Annotated in this window: 18 protein-coding genes; 9 read left to right on the top strand and 9 right to left on the bottom strand. The window is 69.8% G+C overall.

Going from position 1 to position 21,411, the window contains the following annotated elements; genetic code table 11:
• Positions 1-131 precede the first annotated feature (131 nt).
• The gene (locus ACSRUE_RS27345; protein ID WP_441286156.1) at positions 132-1,364 is read left to right on the top strand and encodes a GNAT family N-acetyltransferase; all 1,233 of its coding nucleotides are present in this window, start codon (positions 132-134) and stop codon (positions 1,362-1,364) included.
• A 100-nt stretch (positions 1,365-1,464) separates the two neighbouring features.
• On the opposite strand, the gene ACSRUE_RS27340 is transcribed toward ACSRUE_RS27345, so the two are convergent.
• Both ACSRUE_RS27340 and ACSRUE_RS27335 read right to left on the bottom strand, forming a co-directional pair.
• A complete protein-coding gene (locus ACSRUE_RS27340) occupies positions 1,465-2,361 on the bottom strand; it encodes a LysR family transcriptional regulator (protein WP_441286155.1) in 897 nt (298 codons plus the stop codon).
• 415 nt (positions 2,362-2,776) lie between these two features.
• The gene (locus ACSRUE_RS27335) at positions 2,777-4,183 is read right to left on the bottom strand and encodes an MBL fold metallo-hydrolase RNA specificity domain-containing protein (RefSeq protein ID WP_441286154.1); all 1,407 of its coding nucleotides are present in this window, start codon (positions 4,181-4,183) and stop codon (positions 2,777-2,779) included.
• Positions 4,184-4,424: 241 nt separating this feature from the next.
• On the opposite strand from ACSRUE_RS27335, the gene ACSRUE_RS27330 reads away from it, so the two are divergent.
• The gene (locus ACSRUE_RS27330; RefSeq protein ID WP_441286153.1) at positions 4,425-5,642 is read left to right on the top strand and encodes an acyl-CoA dehydrogenase family protein; all 1,218 of its coding nucleotides are present in this window, start codon (positions 4,425-4,427) and stop codon (positions 5,640-5,642) included.
• Between the two features lie 361 nt (positions 5,643-6,003).
• On the top strand, positions 6,004-6,582 hold the full coding sequence (locus ACSRUE_RS27325) for a superoxide dismutase (RefSeq protein WP_437767126.1): 579 nt from the start codon (positions 6,004-6,006) through the stop codon (positions 6,580-6,582).
• A 359-nt stretch (positions 6,583-6,941) separates the two neighbouring features.
• Here the strand turns inward: ACSRUE_RS27325 and ACSRUE_RS27320 are convergent, their stop codons facing one another.
• The 3 genes from ACSRUE_RS27320 to ACSRUE_RS27310 all read right to left on the bottom strand — a co-directional run bounded on the left by ACSRUE_RS27320 (position 6,942) and on the right by ACSRUE_RS27310 (position 9,073).
• Complete coding sequence (locus ACSRUE_RS27320) at positions 6,942-7,439, bottom strand: SRPBCC family protein (RefSeq protein ID WP_441286152.1); 498 nt, start codon at positions 7,437-7,439, stop codon at positions 6,942-6,944.
• The gene (locus tag ACSRUE_RS27315; protein WP_441286151.1) at positions 7,436-7,801 is read right to left on the bottom strand and encodes a metalloregulator ArsR/SmtB family transcription factor; all 366 of its coding nucleotides are present in this window, start codon (positions 7,799-7,801) and stop codon (positions 7,436-7,438) included. The genes ACSRUE_RS27320 and ACSRUE_RS27315 overlap by 4 nt, the downstream gene beginning before the upstream one ends.
• A 180-nt stretch (positions 7,802-7,981) precedes the next feature.
• Positions 7,982-9,073 (bottom strand): hypothetical protein, encoded by a 1,092-nt coding sequence (locus ACSRUE_RS27310; protein ID WP_441286150.1) that lies wholly within the window; start codon positions 9,071-9,073, stop codon positions 7,982-7,984.
• A gap of 101 nt (positions 9,074-9,174) precedes the next feature.
• Here ACSRUE_RS27310 and ACSRUE_RS27305 point away from each other — a divergent pair, with 101 nt between their 5' ends.
• The 5 genes from ACSRUE_RS27305 (at position 9,175) to ACSRUE_RS27285 (ending at position 16,489) form a co-directional block, all read left to right on the top strand.
• Positions 9,175-9,588 carry a transposase gene (locus ACSRUE_RS27305; protein WP_441286149.1) on the top strand — a complete coding sequence of 138 codons (414 nt, stop codon included), beginning with the start codon at positions 9,175-9,177 and terminating at the stop codon, positions 9,586-9,588.
• Between the two features lie 121 nt (positions 9,589-9,709).
• On the top strand, positions 9,710-10,348 hold the full coding sequence (locus ACSRUE_RS27300) for a superoxide dismutase family protein (protein WP_441286148.1): 639 nt from the start codon (positions 9,710-9,712) through the stop codon (positions 10,346-10,348).
• Positions 10,349-10,760: 412 nt separating this feature from the next.
• The gene (locus tag ACSRUE_RS27295) at positions 10,761-11,426 is read left to right on the top strand and encodes a dihydrofolate reductase family protein (RefSeq protein WP_441286147.1); all 666 of its coding nucleotides are present in this window, start codon (positions 10,761-10,763) and stop codon (positions 11,424-11,426) included.
• Positions 11,427-11,865: 439 nt separating this feature from the next.
• A complete protein-coding gene (rph, locus tag ACSRUE_RS27290) occupies positions 11,866-14,478 on the top strand; it encodes a rifamycin-inactivating phosphotransferase (RefSeq protein WP_441286146.1) in 2,613 nt (870 codons plus the stop codon).
• Between the two features lie 955 nt (positions 14,479-15,433).
• A complete protein-coding gene (locus ACSRUE_RS27285) occupies positions 15,434-16,489 on the top strand; it encodes an alpha/beta hydrolase (protein ID WP_441286145.1) in 1,056 nt (351 codons plus the stop codon).
• A 477-nt stretch (positions 16,490-16,966) separates the two neighbouring features.
• On the opposite strand, the gene ACSRUE_RS27280 is transcribed toward ACSRUE_RS27285, so the two are convergent.
• Positions 16,967-17,338, bottom strand: coding sequence for a GxxExxY protein (locus ACSRUE_RS27280; RefSeq protein ID WP_441286144.1), 372 nt, complete (start codon positions 17,336-17,338; stop codon positions 16,967-16,969).
• On the opposite strand from ACSRUE_RS27280, the gene ACSRUE_RS27275 reads away from it, so the two are divergent.
• Complete coding sequence (locus ACSRUE_RS27275; protein WP_441286143.1) at positions 17,292-17,756, top strand: hypothetical protein; 465 nt, start codon at positions 17,292-17,294, stop codon at positions 17,754-17,756. The two genes, ACSRUE_RS27280 and ACSRUE_RS27275, sit on opposite strands and share 47 nt — an antisense overlap.
• Positions 17,757-17,850: 94 nt before the next feature.
• On the opposite strand, the gene ACSRUE_RS27270 is transcribed toward ACSRUE_RS27275, so the two are convergent.
• Genes ACSRUE_RS27270 through ACSRUE_RS27260 form a run of 3 tightly spaced genes read right to left on the bottom strand, consistent with a single transcriptional unit; the run spans position 17,851 to position 21,150 of the window.
• The gene (locus ACSRUE_RS27270) at positions 17,851-18,633 is read right to left on the bottom strand and encodes a hypothetical protein (protein ID WP_441286142.1); all 783 of its coding nucleotides are present in this window, start codon (positions 18,631-18,633) and stop codon (positions 17,851-17,853) included.
• On the bottom strand, positions 18,633-19,634 hold the full coding sequence (locus tag ACSRUE_RS27265; protein WP_441286141.1) for a hypothetical protein: 1,002 nt from the start codon (positions 19,632-19,634) through the stop codon (positions 18,633-18,635). Before ACSRUE_RS27265 ends, ACSRUE_RS27270 begins: the two co-directional genes overlap by 1 nt.
• A complete protein-coding gene (locus ACSRUE_RS27260) occupies positions 19,624-21,150 on the bottom strand; it encodes a protein kinase domain-containing protein (RefSeq protein WP_441286140.1) in 1,527 nt (508 codons plus the stop codon). Before ACSRUE_RS27260 ends, ACSRUE_RS27265 begins: the two co-directional genes overlap by 11 nt.
• Between the last annotated feature and the right edge of the window lie 261 nt (positions 21,151-21,411).

The following is a 21,411-nucleotide window of genomic DNA, read 5'->3' as shown; positions in this document are numbered from 1 at the left end:
GGGCGGCCCGAGGCGCCGCCTGCGACGCGATCGCCGGTCCGCATGTCAGGAATTTGGACAGGGTTGGCGGGGTCCGGGTACGAGGGGCGCATGCTCGATCCCGAGCCGTGGGCGAACCGCTTCTATTACCGATGGCGGGTACGCTCCTGAAGACTCCGTCCCTCGCCGTCCGCTCCCCCGCTCCGGTCGCCGACGCGACGGCGGTGATCGAGATCGCGGCGCGCACCTTTGGCAATTACGCGAGCTTCCGCGCCGAATGCGCCGCCTGGTACGTGAACCACAGCCACTACGACTGGGACGCCTCGGCCGTCGGATTCCTCGGTGACGCGATGGTCACCCACTGGGGCGTGTGGGGTTACCGGATGCGGATCGGCCGGGCGGAGGTGCGCTGCGGCGGCATCGGCGCGGTGGCCACCGAGGCGGCCCACCGCGGGAAAGGGCTCATGGCCCGCACGGCCCCGCACAGCCTCGACCGCATGCGCGCCCGCGGCTATCACCTCTCGATCCTGTTCGGGATCGACGACTTCTACCACCGGTTCGGCTATGCGCCGGCCTGGCCCGAGTCGCGGTGGCGTGTGAAGCTCGCCGACCTCCCGGCCACGCTGCCTCGGCTGCGCGGGCTGCGCAAGATCCCCGCGGCGCCCACGCCGGGGCTGGTGCGGCTGCACAACCGGTGGAACGCCGGCCTCACCGGCACGGCGGTGCGGCCGACCTATCTCCGCTCGTGGAGCGGCATGCGCAAGGACGTCGAGGCCTGGTGCTGGGGCGCCGATCGAGAGCGCCCCGAAGGGCATGTCGTCGTCCAGGCAAGCGGGAGCCGGCTCGTGTGCGCCGAGGCGACCGGCGCGCCTGAAGCGGCGCTCTCGGCGCTCGGGGCCCTCTGCCGGCGGAAGGCGCTCCCCGAGCTCCGCTTCGACACGCTCCCCTACCGCTCGGCGCTCGCCGCGCGGCTCCGGACGCTGAACAGCCGCCACGAGCAGCGGTATGCCGCCAACGGCGCCGCGATGGTCCGGGTCATCGACCTCCCGGGATGCCTCGCGGCGATGGCGCCGGAGCTCTCGGCCCGGCTCGCCGCGTCCGAGCTCGCGGGCTACCGCGGCGCGCTCACCCTCGCCAGCCCGGAGGAGACGGCGACGCTCCGCCTCGACCGCGGCCGCGTCGAGGTCGTCCACGGGCGCAGCGCCGCGGGGGCGCGCAGCGCGGTCCGCGGCGGCTGGGCGGTGGCGCGGCTCCTCCTCGGCTCGGACGCGCCGCTGGAGGTGTGCGACGCGGGGAAGCTCCGGCTTACAGGAGACGCCGCCCGGCTCGTCCCGGCGCTCTTCCCGGCGCAGCACCCGCAGCTCACGCTGGCAGACAGGTTCTGAAGGCCGGCGGCTCGTTCATCTTCACCCCACCTGATGAAAGGCCGGTGCACCGACATCGCATGTCGCAGCAGCGGGGCGTTATACCCGCGCCCGGGCAGGGTCACGACGGCGCGGCGTCGGCCTCGATGGGTCGGCTGGCGAGGAGGTCGTCGAGCAAGGTGCGCAGCGCCACCGATTGGCCGGCGGCGCGGGTATACAGCGCGGTCGCTTGAATCACCGGCAGCTCGACGTCGGGGAGCAGGCGTACCAGCGTTCCTTGTTCCAGGTCGCGCAACACAAGGAATTCGGGCACGAAAGCGATGCCCAGCCCGGCCCTCGCGGCGTCCCGCGTGACGATCATGTTGCCGGTGCTCATGCGCCAGGAGACGCGCACGGTCTCCCCGCCGACTTTCCACTGGACGATATCGGGCCGCGTGACGACGGCGGCATGCTGGGCGAGCTCGACGGGCCTTTGGGGCATGCCGTGCCGCTCCAGCCAGGTCGGCGAGGCGACGATGACCATGGTGACGTCGGCCAGCTTGTGGCTGATCAGCTCGCTGTCCTCGATCGCCCCCATCCGGATGGCCAGGTCGTAGCCGCCGTTGACCAGGTTGACGCGCCCATCATGGAGATGCAGGTCGATGCGAACCGCCGGATAACGCCTCATGAACGAGAGCAGGCGGGGCGCGATCGCCGCCTGGCCGTACGCGACGGGCGCGGTGATGCGCAGCAGCCCCGAGGGAGCCGCGTGGAGGATCTTGACCTCGGCGGTCGCCTGCTGCGCCTCTCGGACGATGGGCTGGACCTTGTCGAAGAAGCGCCTGCCCGTATCCGTCAGGCTGAGCGCGCGCGTGGAGCGGATCAGCAGCGGCGCGCCGAGCCGCTGCTCCAGCAGCGCGAGGTTGCGGCTGAGGGTCGCCTTGGGCAGCCCGAGCGCCCGGCCGGCCGCGCTGAGCGAGCCTTCCTCGACGATGCGTACGAACATCGACAGACCGGACAGATCATCGGGCTCCCTCAACGTTCCACTCCTCGAACGCGGCCGTTCCAGGGCGCCATCTGGCGCCGTCGTGGGCATCCTCGCATACTCCGGACGCGATCCTAAGCGTGGCGGCGCCGGCGCGGCGTCCCGCCTCGCGGCGATCCGCGCCGACGCGCGGGCCGCTGCCGGCGATGCCGGTCTCCCGGAGGACCCCGAAGGCCCAGCGCGCGCAGCCTGGGGAAGATCGACCAGGAGACAGCATGATCTACGTGTTCAGAGAGGTCGCCGTGAACCGGGATCTCGCCCCGACCCAGCCGAGGCTCAGCAGAGGCGAGATCTGGAGAGGCCTCGTCATGAAGGCGGAGAACGCCTTGCCCTTCGTCCCCGGCCTGGCGAAGTGGCGACCCGGGCGCGCGCGGCGCGCAGCAGGGCCACGATCGGCAGCCACGACCGGTCAGGCGATCTCCAGGAGATCACCGGGCGCCGGGATCACGACCTCGCCGTGCCCGCGCGTACGGAGCATCCTCGCGAGGACCTCCTGCGCCCGCGGCTCGCCGTGGACGAGCGCGATCTTGCCGAGCGGGCCGCGCTCGCGGCAGCGGTCCGCGTAGCGGAGCAGGTCGCCCTGATCGGCGTGCGCGCTGAAGCCGTTCAGGACCACGACCTCGGCCCGACGGTCCCGCTCCACGCCGAAGATCCTCACCCGCGATCGTCCCTCCACGAGCCGCCGCCCGAGCGTGTGCTGCGCCTGATAGCCGACGATGAGGATCGTGTTCTTCGGGTCCTCGATCCCGGCCTTCAGGTGGTGGAGGATCCTCCCCGCCTCGCACATGCCGCTCGCCGCGATGACGATCGAGGGCTCGGGCTCGGCGTCGATCGCCTTCGAGCCCGCGACGTCCTCGACGTAGCGAAGATCCTCGAAATCGAAGGGCGATCCTGAGCCGCGGAGGAGCGCGCGCGTCTCGACGTCGAAGCACTCGGGGTGGAGCCGGAAGACGTCGGTGAGCTTCACCGTGAGCGGCGAGTCGACGTAGACCGGCAGCGGCGGGATGCGGCCGCGCCGGCGGAGCTTCTTGAGCGCGAAGATCACCTCCTGCGCGCGCTCGAGCGCGAACGTGGGGATGTAGAGCTTGCCGCCCCGCTCGGAGGTCCGCCGGATGACGCGCGCGAGATCCTCGTCGAGCTCGTCGGTCCCCTCGTGCAGGCGATCGCCGTAGGTGCTCTCGCAGACGAGCACGTCCGCGCGCTCGGCGACCTCGGGATCGCGCAGGATCGGGCGCCCGTAGCGGCCGAGATCGCCCGTGTAGGCGACGCGCCTGTGGGCCTCGCCCTCCACGACGTCGAGCAGCGAGACGGCGCTGCCGAGCACGTGGCCCGCGTCGAGGAAGGTGAGCCGCACGCCCGGCGCGATCTCGATCGGGCGGTGGTAGGGCGCGGCGATCAAGCGGGAGATCGCCTCGACCGCGTCGTCGTCTTCGTAGAGCGGCTCGACGCGCGGCTCGTCGCTCCCCTGCTTCTCGGCGCGGCGGTTGAGGTAGCGCGCGTCGGAGACCTGGATCGCGGCGGCGTCGCGCAGCATCACGGCCGCGAGATCGCGCGTCGCCGGGGTCGCGTAGATCGGGCCTTCATAGCCGTTCTTCACGAGGATCGGCAGGGCGCCGGAGTGATCGATGTGCGCGTGGGAGAGGACGACGGCGTCGATCTCGTGGATGGGGAGAGGGAGGTGGCGGTTGCGCTCGAACGACTCGGCGCGGCGGCCCTGGTAGAGGCCGCAGTCGAGCAGGACGGTCGCGTCACGCGTCCTCAGGAGGTGCATGGATCCGGTGACGGTCCGGGCGGCGCCGATGAACTCGAGGTGCACGGGCTCGATGATAGCAACCGTACCGACAGACCGGACAGATCGTCGAGCTCCCTCGACGTTCCACTCCTCGAACGCGGCCGTTCCAGGGCGCCGTCTGGCGCCGTCGCGGGCATCTTCGCATACTCCGGACGTGATCCAGAGCCTCGCGGCGCCTGGACGCGCCGTCGCGCCATCCAGCGAATCTTCGCCACGCGAGGGATGATCCATGAGTCTCGAACGTTCGTCGATCAGAACCGTGGTCATGAAGGCCCCCGGTCGGGTCAGCCCCACCGCCGACGCGCCGTCGCTCGAGAGTCTGGTCTCCACGGCGCGCGAGCTCATCCCCCGCCTCCGCGAGCAAGCCCAGCGAACGGAGATCGAGCGCCGCGTCTCGGAGGAAACGAACCAGCTCTTCCATCGCGCCGGCTTCTTCCGGCTGATGCAGCCCGCCCGCTACGGCGGCTACGAGTACGGCTTCACCGCGCTCCTCGACGTGATCAGCGAGATCGGGCGAGGCTGCACCTCATCCGCCTGGGCATGCTCGCTCGGGGCGATCCACCAGTGGCTGCTCGGATTGTTCCCGGAGCAGGCGCAGGACGACGTGTGGAGGGAAAATCCCCGGGCCATCCTGTGCGGCTCCTACTCGCCCGTCACCGCGGCGCGTCCGGTGGACGGCGGGTACCTGATCCAGGGCAAGTGGCGCTTCGCGTCCAACGTCGACAACTCGCAATGGGCCGTGCTGGGCGTCCAGTTTCCGAGGGAGAACGACGCCACCCCCGACGCCGGCTTCTTGCTCGTGCCCCGCTCCGACTGGTCGATCGAGGACGACTGGCACGTCGCGGGTCAAGCTGGCACCGGGTCCAAGACCGTGGTGCTCAACAAGCCGACCTTCGTCCCGGGTCACCGGAAGCTCACCTTCGCGGAGGCCGCGTCCGGTGCGCCCCCTGGGGCCGCGGTGAACCCCAACCGCATCTACAGCATCTCCTTCCTGTCGGCGATCCCCGTCTGCCTCGTGGCCCCGCTCCTGGGCACGGCCCAAGGCGCCATCGATGCCTTCCTCGATCTCTGCGAGGGCCGCGTCACGCGCGGCGGCATCGGCGGCGCGGGAGCGCGCCTCTGCCAGTTCGCTCACGTGCAGTCGCGCCTGGCCGACGCGGCGGCCGCCGTGGACGCGGCGAGGCTCGTCCTCGACCGCGACATCACCGAGGTGGAGCTGACAGCAGCCCAGGGGAGGTCCGTGAGCGTCGAGAAGCGCATCCGCAACCGGCGAGGCCACGCCTACGCGGCGAAGCTGTCGCACTCCGCCATCGAGGCGTTGTTCTCGTGCGTCGGAGGCAGCAGCTTGGCGCTCGGTCAACCCATCCAGCGCATGTGGCGAGACGGCAACGCGATCGCCCAGCACATCACCCTCAACTGGGACGCCGTGTCCACGATGGTCGGCCAGCACATGCTGGGCCTCGAGCCGAAGGGGGCCTACTGAGAGCGACGTCGCCCGCGCCCTCGAGCTCGGGTCGCTCGCGCTGGTGCTCTCGGAGACGCGCCGGCCGCGCCGCGCGCCGCGCGCCGTCCGCTCTGGCAGGTTTGCGGAGCCGCTGAGCCGCCGGCCGGCAGGCCATCTCTCCAAATGGATGGAAAACTGCCAACTCATTGGCAAGGCGCCACGCGCGCCCGCCGGGGCTGCTACGCTGCCGCCGGACCCGGCGACGTGGAGCGGCTGTCTGGCCGCGAAGCGCGGACGTTCGATCCGTGGCCGGAGCGCCACCCGAAGGTCTTCGCCGAGCTACTCACAACGGGCTGCGACGAGCGCGTGGCCGCCGATACGCAACACGAGGAACAGAACCATGACCTTCACTCTTCCCGAGCTCCCCTACTCCAGAGACGCGCTGGTCCCCCACATCTCGGCCGAGACGCTCGATTTCCACCACGGCAAGCACCACAACGCCTACGTCACGAAGCTGAACGAGCTCGTGGCAGCGGACGCGGCGCTCGCGGGAAAGAGCCTCGAGGATCTCGTCCGCACGACGTCCGGCGCGGTCTTCAACCAGGCAGCTCAGGTGTGGAATCACACGTTCTACTGGCACAGCATGAAGCCGCAGGGCGGCGGTGAGCCCCCGGCCGCGCTCCGTGCGGCGATCGACGAGGCGTTCGGAAGCGTGTCGACGTTCAAGGAGAAGTTCACCGCCGCGGCCATCGGTCAGTTCGGCTCTGGCTGGGCCTGGCTGGTGAAGAACGGCTCAGGCAAGCTGGAAATCGTGCAGACGGGCAACGCCGGGAGCCCGCTCACGGAGGGCAAGACGCCGCTGCTCACGTGCGACGTGTGGGAGCACGCGTATTACATCGACTACCGCAATGCCCGGGCGAAGTACGTCGAGGCCTGGTGGAACCTGGTGAACTGGGACCACGCCGCCTCGAAGCTGTGACCCGCGCGCGCCCCCGCGAAGGCGGCGTCGAGGACGCTCCGTGTCCAGGCACGAGGGCGACCAGCCTCAGCTGACGCAGAGCGGGGCCGCGCGGGCGTCGGCCTCGCGAGGCTGAGCTCACTTGCCCGTCCCGCGCGCGTGGGCCGGGCGCCTGGAGCGCCGCATTCTCCTCCGACGAAGATGATTCCGGCAGCGGTGGGATGGGGATGAACCGGCGGAGAGCGACGTCATGGTCCGCGACGTTCGCTGCCTCCACCGCGGGACCCCGAACCATGCGCGCGAGGAGACGGAGGAGACCGAGGTCTACCAGGCCTTCGCCTACTGACGCGCGACGCCGCTCGCCCGGCCGCGGCAGCTCCTCACCCCGCCCCGAACTTCTCGTCCAGCTTGCTGAGCTGGCTGGTGAAGCCTTCCTTCTGCATCTCGGTGAACTCGGGGCTATGCATGGTGTCGAGCAGCACCACCATCTTCACGCGGTCGCCGAGCGCCGTGAGCTCGACCTCGATGTCGGCCTCGTAGGGCGGTACGCCGGGCAAGAAGTCGATCACATTGCGGAGCACGAGCCGTGTCATGGGCCTGAGCTCGGCGAAGGTGGAGGTGACGGCGTGCGAGGGCGGCTGGCCGATCTCCGCCATGGAGCGGACCATCTCGGGCGTGGCGGCGATCATCTCGTAACGCAGGGCGCCGCCCGGCCTCGCATCGAGCTCCGCCACGGCGGCCCGGAAGTTCCGCGGCCCCCACCAGGACTCGAAGCCCTCTCGGGTGGTCCAGAGGTCCCAGACCTCCTGCAACGTGGCGCGATAGGTGCGCTCGATTCTGACCTTGGATCGGGCGTGGGCTTTGACTGCGCTGTTCATGGTCGCTTCCTCGTGGTTGGGCCGCCTTGAGCGGCCGGGTTCTTCTGAGCCAGCGCGCGCTTCTCCTCGAGCGCGGCGCCAAAACGATCCAGGCGCTCCTCCCAGAGCTGCCGGTAGCGGCCGAGCCAGTCCTCGAGCTCGCGGAAAGGCTCGGGACGAAGGGAGTAGAGGCGCCGCTGCCCATCGGGTCGCATCGAGACGAAACCTGACTCCGAGAGGATGCGCAGGTGCCGCGACACGCCCGACTGGTGGATGCCGGCCTTCTCCACGACCTCGGCCACCTGTTGCTCGCCGGAAAGGAGAGCCTCGACGATGCGGCGGCGCGTGGGATCGGCCAGGGCCTGGAAGACATCCAGTTGCATGAATATGCATATACACCACGGTGCATACGTTGGTCAAGCGCGACCGCCCTCGGCGCCCCCCATCGGCCGGATCACCGCTGTCCGAGCGGTGCCGAGCCGATAGGCTCGATCACGAGCGCAGGCGCGGGGCCCGTCGCCGTCGAAGGCTCCGTCTGCCGCCCGAAGTGAGCTGGCGCTGCGTCAGGGGGCGGTCTGATCGATCGCGAGGTCGACGCGTCCGAGGTCACCTCGCGTGGCACCTTCCGCGGTGAGAATCCGCGCTTCGCGCGGCGCCCGCAGCACGCGCTTCAGGCGCGCCCGGGCGGTCCGCTCGGCGCGGCGCCGCAGCGGCTTCTGCTCGTCGACGGGCACCGCTCCGTGGCGAGCCGCCGGCACGATCGGCAGCCCCAGGACATCCGTGAGCGGGGCGGCTTGCGCTTCGATCTCCGGCTCCGCCAGCGCAGCGCCGAGCGCGGCGCGGACGCGCGCGGGGTCGAGCGTCAGGCACCACGCGACGATGCTCCAGGCGAGCGCGGCGTGCCGCGCTTCGTCCGTCGCGATGCGCGCGAGCGCCCGCGCGACGGCCGGATCGGTCGCGTGGCGCAGCGCTCGTCGCGCCAGCGCCGCGGCGAAGGTCTCGCCGATGCAGCCGTCGGTGAAGCTCAGGCGCGCGACGGTGCGCGGCGAAAGGTGAGCGACCAGCGCGGCGTCGCCGACGTCCGCCCAGCCGCTCGCTTCGAGCGCCGCGGCCGTGATGGGACCCTGTTCGTCTCGCAGCGGCCGGCCGAACGAGTTGAAGATCTTGCCGCTGTAGAGCGGAACCTTGAGGGTCAAGACCCAGGACGCTTCGACGCCGTGAGCCGGGAGGCCGCCATCGGTGCCGCTCATCGGGATCGTCACGCGCAGCCCCGTCCCCAGCACGGCGGCCGAGGCGAAGACGCCCGTGTGCAGAGCGACCGTCGACGCGTGGAGCTCGCTGCGGGTCAGAGCCGCGATGCCGAGCTCTGCACCGACGATGTTTCCGAGCTGGAACCCGAGCGCATGGCGCGAATAGTCGCCGGCATAGGTCTGCATCTGGAGGAAACCGCCGTAACCGATCGAGCCCGGGTCGCCTTTCGGGAAATACATGCCGCTGAGCTCCGCACCGACACCGACCGTGCATTCGCCGTTGCCGACGGACAGCAAGAAGCCGGGGTTGAACGACCCCTCGGGCGACGCCAGGGCCTGCCCGGGCACCAGGAACGCGACCGCACCGGCGACCTCGATCGCGATGAGCTTGATCCTGCGTCTCATATGCGTTGAACCTCACCAAACGAGAGCCATGGGGAGTTTGCCACGAGCCCAAAGCCATAAGGAAGACCCGCTTCGCTCTCCAGAAGAATCCATGGAACCTGATGCAGCCCGAAACCGAGCGGCTGGCGGAGGTGCAGAGGCGCAATCGACCACTCTGCCGGGCTCACCTGCTCGAAGAGACGCTCGCTGGCATTCTCGACGGTCGCCAGGCGAACGTCGCGCGCGAAATGCTGGTAGATTGGACTGGCTGGGCTGCTCGGTCGCAGCTCGATTCCTTCAAGAAGGTCGGCCGTACGATAAAGCAACACTTGGACGGTCCTACGTGGAATCAGAATTCTCTTGACTGGCTCGGTCGCGAATACGATCGCCTCGCTGCCAGGACAGCCTCCTTCACCGGGGCGCTCAAGGCTGGCCAGCGCTCACGGCGAGCTCAAGCGCTGAGCGCGGGAAGCAGGACCACATTTTTCCGCTATCGGCGCAGCTCCCCCCCGCCGAAAAAGTCGACCGATGCGTGATTTTTATAGCTAAAGCTGCTTGGACGCTCGCCCCGCTGGGACATACTGGTTCCCTCGATGGCTTGGCCGCATCCGGGGGCAATTGCCTGCCCGCTCGGGTCGCGCTGAGGAAAGGAGACTTATGTCACGATGGTTGAAGCTCTCGTTGCTCGCCCTTGGTGCCAGCGCTCTCTTGGCCGCGTGCGGGGATGACGGTGAGTCGTCCGCCGGCTCCGGCAGCGGCGCGAGCACGTCGGCCGCGACCGGCTCGGGCGGCGGCGACGCCTCGACGAGCACCTCCGCGTCCGGAAGCGGCGGCGGTGACGGCGGAAGCGGCGGCGGTGACGGCGGAAGCGGCGGCGGTGACGGCGGAAGCGGCGGCGGCGAGTCCCTGCGGGCCGAGGCGGAGCTCCAGGGGATGAACTCGAGCGGTCTGACCGGGACTGCGACGTTCACGCAGGCCGGAGAGGATGTGACGCTCACCATCACGGTGTCCGGTTGCCCTGCCGGCGAGCACTCCGCTCACATCCACCAGAACAAGAGTTGCGAGAACAACGGTGATGCTGCGGGCGCCCACTGGATCCCCAACGGCGAAGGGCTCGGCAGCTTCACGTGCAATGAGGCAGGCCAGGGCACGCATATGGTCAAGCGCGGGACCGATGTTTGGACCGTCGGTGGCGACGAGGCCACCGACGTGACGAAGTACGCGATCGTGGTGCACGCCGCGGCAGACCCGCAAGCCGGCAGCCGCATCGGCTGCGGCCTCATCGAGCTGGAGTAACCCTCCGCGAAGCGCTTCCGCCCGGGCCTCCAGGGGCGCGTCCCCCTCCGACCCAACGCCCGGAGGGCGACGTGTGCCCGCGGCACGATTTTTGCGCCTTGGTGTTAAATCTTCGGTCTCCCGCCACGAGTAGACACGCCCATGCACCGCCTCCGCGACCACGGTCTGCGAGCAGCCGACGCATCCCGCGGATGCCCGCAACGCATCGCCCAGCCATGCGATGCGGCAGGGCGCCCCTCGGACGCCCGCAAGTCGTTCTGCCCTTGCTCGGCTCATGCGCCCACAGATCCCGCGGAGGAGCCAAAAAGATTCGTCGGCGTGTCGATCCGTCCCTGGGTCGTTCGTCGCCACTTCAGAAGAACGGTCGTCACAAGGGTCGCAGGCGATGCCTGCGCCGGAAGGAGTTGCGCTCATGTCGAGGCTTCGGGTAAACGCGTTTGGGATCTCGATCGACGGCCATGGCGCCGGTCCCGGCCAGGATCTGGCCAATCCGATGGGCGTCGGAGGGATGGCGCTGCACCAGTGGGTCCTCGGCACGAAGACGTTCCAGAAGATGTCCGCCGACTACGCTGGCTCGCTGATCGGCGACACGGTCGGCCGAGCGGGCGTCGACGACGACTTCGCCGCGCGCGGCTTCGAGAACCTCGGCGCCTGGATCATGGGCCGCAACATGTTCGGGCCGCAGCGGGGCCCCTGGCCCGACGACGGCTGGAAGGGATGGTGGGGCAAGAACCCGCCCTACCACGTGCCCGTCTTCGTGCTCACGCACCACGCCCGTGAGTCCTTCACCATGGAGGGCGGAACGACGTTCCACTTCGTGACCGAGGGCATCCACGCCGCGCTGGAGCGCGCGAAGGAGGCGGCCCAGGGCAAGGACATCCGGCTCGGCGGCGGCGTCGCCACCGTTCGGCAGTACCTCACCGCGGGGCTCATCGACGAGCTCCACCTCGTGATCTCCCCCGTGCTCCTCGGCCGGGGCGAGCACCTCCTCGCCGGCATCGATACGGTGAGCCTCGGCTACAGGTGCACGGAGCACGCCTCCACGGGCCACGCCACCCATGTCGTCCTGACGAAATAGCGTAACGCCTGCGCGCCGAGATCGAGCGGCAGCGGAGATCCTGAAGGCGAGGCAGCCCGCGCGGACCCGGGTTGGTGTCCGGATTCGACCGTTTCGGCCCAAGGGCTCCGCCGGCGTGCAAGGGAATGCCGGGACGGCACTTCCTCTTCTCCCCTTGGCGACCTTGGCGCCATGGCGGTTTTGCTGCCGATCCGGGGCAACTTCCCGCAGGTGACAGAGGGTGCAGCGCATCTGCGGTGTTGCCTCCGGGGCGATGCTGCTGCGCGCGTCGAGCCACCGGAAGCATGGATGCCGCTCGTCGACCTGACGAGGTCGCCATGCTGGGGTTTCTCTCGGTGGAGTCCCTCCTGGTTCGCGTTATAGTGGCGCCCTTCGACGAGGGGGGCGTGACGATCCGTCGACGCGAACGAGCCGCCGACGCCCTGATGGAGGTGAACGGATGCGGACCTATGTGCTTGCTCTCCAGGAGGTCGATCGGACGAAGGCCAGGGTGGTCGGCGGGAAGGGCGCGAACCTGGGGGAGCTCTCCAGGATCGAGGGGATCCGCGTGCCCGCTGGTTTCTGCGTGACGACCGAGGCCTTCCAGCGGATCATGGGAGAAGCGCCGTCGGTCGGCGGGTTGCTCGATCGGCTGTCGTCGCTCGCGGCGGAGGACCGGGACGGGATCCGGGAGCTCAGCGCCGAGCTGCGCCGGATCATCGAAGAGACGGCCATCCCCGAGGACTTACGAGAGGCGCTCACTCAAGCTCTTTCCACGCTCGGCGCGGGCGACGCCTATGCCGTGCGGTCCAGCGCGACGGCGGAGGATCTGCCGGGGGCTTCCTTCGCGGGCCAGCAGGATACGTACCTGAACGTCCTCGGGACGCAGGCGATCCTGCAGCACGTCCGCCGGTGCTGGGCATCGCTCTTCACCGAGCGGGCTGTGACCTACCGGATCCAGCACGGCTTCGATCACCGCAAGGTCCACATGGCGGTGGTGGTGCAGAAGATGGTCTTCCCGCAGGCCGCCGGGATCGTCTTCACGGCCGATCCCGTCACGTCGAACCGGAAGGTGTCGTCGATCGAGGCTGGCTTCGGGCTGGGGGAGGCCCTGGTCGCCGGCCTGGCGAGCGCCGATCGCTACAAGGTGCGGAACGGCGAGGTCCTCGAGAAGGCGATCGCCAGGAAGACGCTGGCCACGCGTGCCCTGGAGGAGGGCGGCACCGAAGAGCGGGCGATCGAGCCCGAGCGGCGGGACGGGCAGGTGCTGACCGACGCGCAGATCCTGCGGCTGGAGCGCCTGGGCCGGCAGATCGAAGGGCATTTCGGCCACCCCCAGGACATCGAGTGGTGCCTGGTCGAGGAGGAGCTCCACATCGTCCAGAGCCGGCCGATCACGACCCTGTACCCCATCCCCGAAGCCGGTGATCGAGGCAACCACGTCTACATATCGGTCGGCCATCAACAGATGATGACCGACGCGATGAAGCCCCTGGGGCTGTCCTTGTTCCAGCTGACCTCGGGTGGCCGCATGCTCGCGGCGGGCGGCAGGTTGTTCGTCGATCCCACGAAGCAGCTGGCCTCACCGGCCAGCCGGGACGCCCTCCTGGATCTCCTGGGGCGCTCCCATCCGCTCCTCAGGGACGCCCTCTCGACGATCATCGAGCGGGGAGACTTCATCGAGCCCTCGCCCGACGATCCGACGGCCCCGCGCCCCGGGCAGGGCAAGCAGGCGCCCGGGCGCTTCGACGCGCAGGTCGAGGACGACCCGGCGATCGTCGCGGAGCTGATCGAGCGCACCCAGGCCGCGCTGGCGGAGCTGAAGCGCGACATCCGGACCAGGACCGGAACGGCGTTGTTCGACCTCATCCGGGAGGACATCCAGCAACGGAACTCGTCCATGTTCGGTCCGCAGAGCATGGGCGTGATCATGGCGGGCATCAACGCTTCCTCGTGGATCAACGAGAAGATGATGGCGTGGCTCGGCGAGAAGAGCGTCGCGGATACGCTCTCCCAGTCCGTGTCGAACAACATCACGTCGGAGATGGGCCTGGCGCTGCTGGATGTCGCCGACGTGATCCGTCCTTATCCGGACGTGGTCGCTTATCTGCAGAGCGTGAAGCACGATGGCTTCCTGGATGAGCTGGTCGCGCTCGACGGCGGCAAGGAAGCCCGGGACGCCATCCGGGCTTACCTCGACAGATACGGGATGCGATGCGTGGGGGAGATCGACGTCACGAGGGCCCGCTGGAGCGAGAAGCCAGCGACCCTGGTCCCCTTGATCCTGAGCAACATCAAGAACTTCGAGCCTCGTGCCGGCGCGCGGAGGTTCGAGCAGGGGCGGCAGGAGGCCTCGCAGCGAGCGCGTGCGCTGCTCGACCGGCTGAGGCAGCTGCCGGACGGGGAGCAGAAGGCCGGCGAGGCCCAGCGGATGATCGACCGGCTCCGGAGCTTCATCGGCTATCGCGAGTATCCGAAGTACGGCCTCGTCAATCGCTACTTCATCTACAAGCAGGCCTTGCTGCAAGAAGCCGAGCGGCTCGTGCAGGCCGGCGTGATCCACGAGGCCGAAGACATCTACTATCTCACGTTCGACGAGCTCCGCGAGGTCGTGCGCACCCACCGGCTGGACGACCGGATCGTCGGCCAGCGGAGAGCGGAACACGAGCTCCACAAAAAATTGTCGCCGCCGCTCGTCATCACGTCCGATGGGGAGGTCGTGACAGGCGCGCACAGACGAGCCGATCTCCCCGCCGGGGCCCTCGTCGGCCTGGCGGTCTCCTCCGGCGTCGTCGAGGGACGAGCCCGCGTCCTCCTGGACATGGCCGACGCGGAGCTGGAGGCGGGGGACATCCTGGTCACCCCCTTCACCGATCCCAGCTGGACGCCCTTGTTCGTGTCCGTCAAGGGCCTTGTGACCGAGGTGGGGGGCCTGATGACCCATGGCGCGGTGATCGCCCGGGAATACGGCCTGCCGGCGGTCGTCGGCGTGGACAGCGCGACCAGGCTGATCCGGGATGGACAACGTATCCGCGTGCATGGAACGGACGGGTATGTCGAGATCCTGACCTGAGATCCGCGGCGCTCGCGCTCCTCGTCGGGGCCGCGCTGGGCACCTTCGATCGTCCGGTCGATGCGGGACCGCGCACCAGATCTCGCCGCGCATCGACTGGACCAAGCTCATCCGTCGAACGTTCGGGCTCGACGCCCTCCGTTGCGCGCACTGCGCCGGCCGCCTGCGCCTGCTCGCCGCCATCACCGAGAAGGCGACCGCCAGGAAGATCCTGGAACACCTCGGCCTGCCCGCCGATCCGACCTCGCCGCGATCCCGGACCCGCGAGCCGGACGACCCGGCCTCCTGGATGGGCGGCGCCGCAGCGTAGCGAGCCGCCACGAGACCCCCGACGGTCACCCGACCAGACGCCGGGACGAGGCGAACGTGTGGGCGCGTGGCACGCCGGCGCCCCGTTTGGACGAGCTCACTCCGGAGGCGCGTACAGTAGAGCGGCAACCGCTGAGCCCAACGGGACACGCTTACCTGCTAAAATTACTAGGGTTTTCTGGATGGCACGACCGCGTCGTGGTTGTGCGATGATGTCAACCGAACGTTGGAGCGAGTGGGCACTTGCCTTCGCAAAAGCGTTTGGACCCCCCTACCCACCGAAGCCACGTCCGCCGCACGGCCCGGAGCGCCGCTGCATCTCACGAGGCGGCCGCCGCTGCGCACCCATCGGATCATCGAGGATCGCCGCGCGGCGGTTTTTGATTGACGCCGGCAATGTGAGCGTTCACATTGGCTTTCTGGATATTCTTCCGCTTAACCCTGGATAGACTGTCATGCGCATCGGGCCCTTCTCCTTCATGCGCGTTAACCCTGACGGTCGGCTCTCGCTCCAGATGAGCAGCATGCAGGGGAGCGTTGCAACGGTTCCAAGGCGGAACGCCTGGCAACCACCTGTCTGCCAACATCGTCATCGTCGGCCTGAAGCAGGCGCTTGGCGCTGGCGTGACGTAACCAGAGAGGCCTCATGTACAACAAAAAGAAAACCGTCAGGCGTTTCAATGTCTTCTGCTTGCTCTCGAGCGTCGCGCTGCTGGCGTGCGGCGAAGACAACGGCGGCGCGGCACAAGCTGCCGGTGCGGGCAGTTCGAGCGTGTCAGCCACCACCAGCGGGGCGTCGACCGGCGGATCCGCTGGGTCGGGTGGCGCGGCCAGTAGCGGTGCCGACACCAGCGCCGGTGGAATGGGCGGAGCAGGCGCGGGCGCGGGCGGAGCAGGCGCGGGCGCGGGCGGAGCAGGTGACGGCGGCGCAGGAGCCGGCGGAGCCGGTGGTTCGGCGCTCCCGCCCATCACGGATTACTCTGCCGAGGGCCCGTTCGCGACGACCGTGGAGCGGAACGTGGGGCCGAACGGAGCCTATACGGTGTTTAGGCCCGAACCCTTGGGTGTGGACGGCTTCTTGCACGCTCCGATCATTTTCGGCCCCGGCATCGGCCAGCAGGTGGCGGTGCACACGACCATGCTGACGAACTTTGCTTCTCACGGTTTCGTGGTCGTCGGGTGCCCCGTCCTCAGTGGCGGCCCCGGCGACGCAGGCAATCTCATGAAGATGAAGGATGGTCTCAATTGGATCCTGGAGCAGAACGACGCGCCAGGCAAATACCAGGGCAAGCTCTACGTCGATCACGCGGTCTCGATGGGCTTCTCGGTCGGTGGCACCTCGGCCGTGCAACTCGGCGGTCACGAGGCGGTGGCCACTGTCGTCTCGATCCACGGCCACAGGGCCTCGGCCGACCTCCACGGCACGATGCTGCAGACGACTGGCACCCGGGATACTGTCGGCATGCCCCTCCAGCAGGACACCTACGACATGTCCGAAGTGCCCACATTCCTGGCAACGCTGACGGGCGCGCCGCATGCATACATCGAGAGCGACGGCGGCGGCGAGGAGCGGCCCGCGATCGTCGCATGGATGCGCTACTGGATCTACAACGACATGGGCGCGCGGGGCCATTTCTTCGGCAATGATTGCGTGTTGTGCAAGGCGCCCTGGGAGAATCCCCAGCGCAAGAACTGGGAATAACCTCGCGTCGAGGGTGCTGGAGCTCCCGCTCCCCTCCGCGCTCCCGGCCCCCTCCCGGTCCGACCTTCAATCTGGGCTGCGACCTCGCTCACGCTGGCGCTGGCAACGTCGGCTCCGCCGACACCCGAGGGCATCAAGCGTCCGCTGCCCGCGTGCTCACTCCGGAGGCGCGTACAGTAGAGCGGTAACCGCTGAACCCAACGGGACACGCTCACCCGCTAGAATTACTGGCTCCTCCGTAGGATCTATGGGCGCATGAGCCGAGCAAGGGCAGAACGACTTGCGGGCATCCGCGGGGGCGCCCTGCCGCATCGCATGGCTGGGCGATGCGGTGCGGGATCTGTGGGATGCGTCGCCTGCTCGCAGACCGTGGTCGCAGAGGCGGTGCATGGGCGTGTCTACTCGTAGCGGGAGACCGGAGAATTTAACGCAAAGACGCAAAGGCGCCAAGACGCAAAAATGCGAGAGAGAGGAAGGTCATTCTTCCAATCCATTGACGACGCGATGGATGGCCTGCCTCCCCCTCACTTCGCCGAAGTTGATGACAATCGCGAGCTTGAGATCGGATAGCCGCAGGTAGGTGAGGGCCTGCGCCTCGAACACTCTGTTGTAGGCGGCCGCCGCCTTGCACTCGACGGTGACTCGACGGTGACTCGACGGTGACTCGATCGTCCACGAGCAAGTCGAGGCGAAGGTCCGACGCAAAGCGCTTGCCCTTGTACACGAGCGGTACGGCCTTCTGGCGCACCCGGCCTCGGCGCCGAACACCGGCGTCGAGATGAACGTCTGGGGAGAAGGTGGCATGAGCGGCTCGCCCCATTTCAACGCGGCGAACGGCAAGATGATCATCGCCCCGCTCTCCACGGCGTGCTCCGCCGGGTGCTGGGGGCGCAACGCGCTCTCGATGCGCGATCTGCTCTACTCGGGTTACGTCAACCCGAGCTTCGACCCCGCGGCCCAGGGCCCCACGGTCAACGTCTCGCTCGTCACGAGCCTCGGGCTCACCCCGGCCAATTACTACGGCTGGGCGGACAAGGAGCTCGACTGGGAGTTCGACATCCAGCGCGACCTCGAGCGGCTGCGCGGCGAGGCCCGGCGCGACTGGTACAACCTCGGCTTCGACAGCCAGCGCCGCAACGCGCTCTGGGACCTCACCGCGCTCGCGACCCTCGACGTGGCGAACCGGTGGGCGCGCAACAACCTGCAGATCCGCGTCTCGACCGGCGATCCGGTCCTCGTCGACAACATCGCGATCACCGCGATGTGAGCCGGCCCCGTCGCGCCGCCCGCCTGCGCTCAGGCCACGCCCCCGCCATGGCCGACGAACGTGGTCGTGACCGATGGTGGGGGGGCGGGCTTCGTCACGGGACGAACGCGATGTCGTCCACGAGCATGTCGAACACGGTCGACTTCGCCGTGTGGAACTCGATCGAGTAGGCGTGCGCAGCGTCGAACGCCGGAGGCGCAGGCACGCCCCAGCCGTCCGTGCTGAGGATATCGAACATGACCGTGTACTGCGCCCACTCGGTCGTGATGTCGATCCCCTCGCCGAAGTGGTCGCCGCAGCCGGTGCCTTCACACACGCCGCCCTCGCGATCGGTGTTGCGGTCGGGGAAGTTCACGTAGATGTGCGTCGGCGCCGCCGCCTTGGCCCAGAAGGTCAGGCCCGAGTAGGCAGAAGCGTCGTAGGTGAGCTTCGCGCCCCCCGGGGCGAAGCTCAGGTCGAACCCCATGCCGGCCCCCCTCGAGACGAAGCCGCTCCCCGCGACGTGAGCGGCGTACTCGCTCGAGTCGTGCCCGGGCGAGACCGGTACGAACGGGCGGCCGGGCAGCGGGGTCTGCGCGCCGCCCCGGGTGCCGTCGTTGTACGTGTACCAGCTGCCGACACGGTCCTTGCACCGGAGGATCGCGCCGTCGCCGTCCTCCAGGTCGTCGAGGAGCGCGGTGCAGGCAGGGAGCTCGGGCTCCGCGTCCGAGCCGCCCGAGCCGCCCGCACCCGCGTCCGAGCCGCCGGCTCCCCCGGCGCCGTCATCGAGGCCGAACGGATCCGGGTCGTATTCGCCGGGCGAGATGCCGAGGACGAGGCCGCATCCGCTCAGCGACACCGACGCGCAGAGGGCGACCGTGAGCACCAGGAAGCGCATCAGAAGCTGCCTTGCACGAGCGCTCCGCCCACCGCGGGCGAAATCGCCAGCGACGCGCCCTGGGCCGAGCTCCTCGCGGTGAGCCACAGCATGCCGCCGCCGGCAACGGCCGCGAGGCCGACGCCGAAGACCACGGTCGCGACGTTCGCGCGCGCCACGGCGCTGCCGCGGATGTCCATGCCGCGCCGATCGCAGCGGTCGCCGTTGCAGAACGGGCGCGACTCGTCGAACCTCGACTTCGCCGCGAAGCCGAGCGCCGCCCCGACGCCGACGGCGACGACCCCCGCGCCCGCCGTGACGAGCGCGATCGTGCGGCGGCCATCCCTCGCGCCGCCCGCGTCGCTCGACGCGGGGTCGTCCTCCAGCGCGCGCACGACGAGGGTCGAGGTCACGCCGCCCGGCTTCACCTCGACCTGCGCCGTCCACGCCCGCTTGCCCGGCGCGCTGGCCTGGATCACGTGGGGCCCCGCGTCGACCGGCATGGGCACGCCCCACTGGCCGGGGCCGACCGGTGTGCCGTCGCGCTTCACCTCGAGGCCCGGCGTGCCCGCGGCCTCGACGACCACCGAGAGGCGCGAGACCTTCGGCTGGACGGCCGCCGCGCGCTCGCGCGCCTTCGCCTCCTTCACCCGGTCGCCGCTCGCGTGCACCCGCGCGGCGACCTCGAGGAAGTGCGCCCACGCGGAGGCCATCCTGCCGACGCGCTCGTAGCAATCGGCGAGGAAATAGCGGGTATTGACGCTGTCGTAGAGGCGCAGGCTCTCCTCGTACTTGGGGCAGGCGCGCGACGCCTGGCCGGCGTCGACGAGCGCTCCCGCCTCCCGGAACAGCGCCACGGCGCCCGCCTTGTCCTCGGCCCTCGCCGCGCGCCCGCCGGCGATCGCCGCGGCCAGGCCGATGCCGATCGCGCAGAGACGCGCGGCGCGCCCGCGCTTCGGTCGGCCTTTCGTCTGCGGCGGCGTCATCGCGTCGGCGAAGGTATCAAAGGTATCAGAAGACATCGCGCGAGAACGGGTCGGCGCTGGAGGGCCGCTTCCCCTGCGGCGCGCCGCGCTTCGCCGGCTGCGCCGAGCCGCCCGGCCTCGCGGGCCTCTGCGCGGCGGGGGCGCCGGCGGCGGCGGCGCGCGCCCCGGGCGGCGGCCCCACGGCCGACGCGCCGGGAGCGGCGCCTGGCGGCGGCACGGCGCTGGCGGCCGGCTCGACGGCCGCGTCCGGCGCGGCGCTCGGCTGCGCGGGGCGCGGCTCCGGCCCGGCGCTCGGCTGTACGGGGCGCGGCTCCGGCGCGGCGCTCGGCTGCGCGGGGCGCGGCTCCGGGACCGCGCCCTGAGGACCCGCCGGCGCCGCCGTCTCGCGCTCGATGTCGCTTGGGGCTCGGTCCGACAGGCGCCAGAGGAGCAGGCCGCCGCTCACGAGCGCAAGGCCGAGCCCGAGCGCGGCGGCGCGCTTCTCGCGCGACGCTGGCTTGCGGTTCGTCGTACCGAGCGGCGCCATGGTGAGCGCTCCCCCGCCGAGGGGCACGGTCGACGCGGGGAGCGTCGCCCCGGCCGCGGTGATCGCCGCGGCCGTGCGAGGAGCGCCGGGCAGCAGCGCCCCGGCCGGGAGCGCGCCGCGCAGCGCGCCGAAGAGGCGCTCGGCCGCCGCGCGCGCGTGCGGCGGCGCGAACGGCACGAGCGGGAGCGCGAGATCCGCGACGGTCGGGAACCGGCGATCGCGATCGCGCGCGATCGCCGCGAGGATCACCTGCTCCAGCGGCTCCGGGAGGTCCGGGCGGAGTGCGCGCGGCCGCTGCGGCTCCCCCTGCGTGACCAGGTAGACGAGCTGCGCGAGCTCGCGCGCGAAGAACGGCGTTCGCCCCGTGAGCAGCTCGAAGAGGACGACGCCCAGCGAATAGATGTCCGCGCGGCCGTCGACGTCGCTCGAGGAGCGGAGCTGCTCGGGGGACATGTAGAGCGGCGAGCCGAGCACTCCCCCCACCCGCGTCAGCGCGTGGTCCTCCGCGTGCGTCATCTTGGAGATCCCGAAGTCGAGCACCTTGACGCACGGCGAGCCGTCCGCGTTCCGCGTGACGAACAGGTTGCTCGGCTTCACGTCCCGGTGGACGATGCCTTGCGCGTGCGCCTCCGCGAGCGCCTCGCAGACCTGGAGCACCAGCTCGACGGCCACGGGCACCGCGAGGCGCCCGCTCTCGGCGAGCACGGCGGCGAGGTCCCTCCCCTCGAGGTGATCCATCACCATGTACGGCGCGCCGCTCTCGAGCGCGCCGACGTCGGCGACGCGCACGACGTGCTGGCTGCGGACGCGCACGGCGGCGCGCCCCTCCCTCAGAAAGCGCTGGAGGATCTCCGGATCCCGCACGTACTTCGGCAACAGCACCTTGATCGCGACGCGCTCGTCGAGGGCGAGGTGGCGCGCGGCGACGACGAGCCCCATGGCGCCCCGTCCGAGGACGCTCTCCACGCGATACTTGCCGAGGAGGACATCCCCGGGGGCAATCGTGGTCTCGTCAGGGCTCGACATGGCATGCCAGGGCGGAAGAAGGGCATCCACTATGCCACGTCACGGTCAGAGGCTCATGCAATTTTCCGCTGCGCCGGCCTCAGCCGGTCAGCGCTGCCATGGATTGGCCTATCCTGTCCTGTCGCGATCGCTCCCACCTGACTGGCCGCGACCCACCGGGAGCAGAGCGACGACGACCTCGTCTTCAGCGATGGCCGCGGCGCTGACGGGCCCTTCCATTCCTTCCACCGATTGTTACGAAACGCCACACCCCCACGGACT

Origin of the sequence: Sorangium sp. KYC3313, assembly GCF_052075895.1 — a bacterium.
Lineage (GTDB): Bacteria > Myxococcota_A > Polyangia > Polyangiales > Polyangiaceae > Sorangium > Sorangium cellulosum_B.
This window is presented reverse-complemented; position numbering and strand designations above follow the sequence as displayed.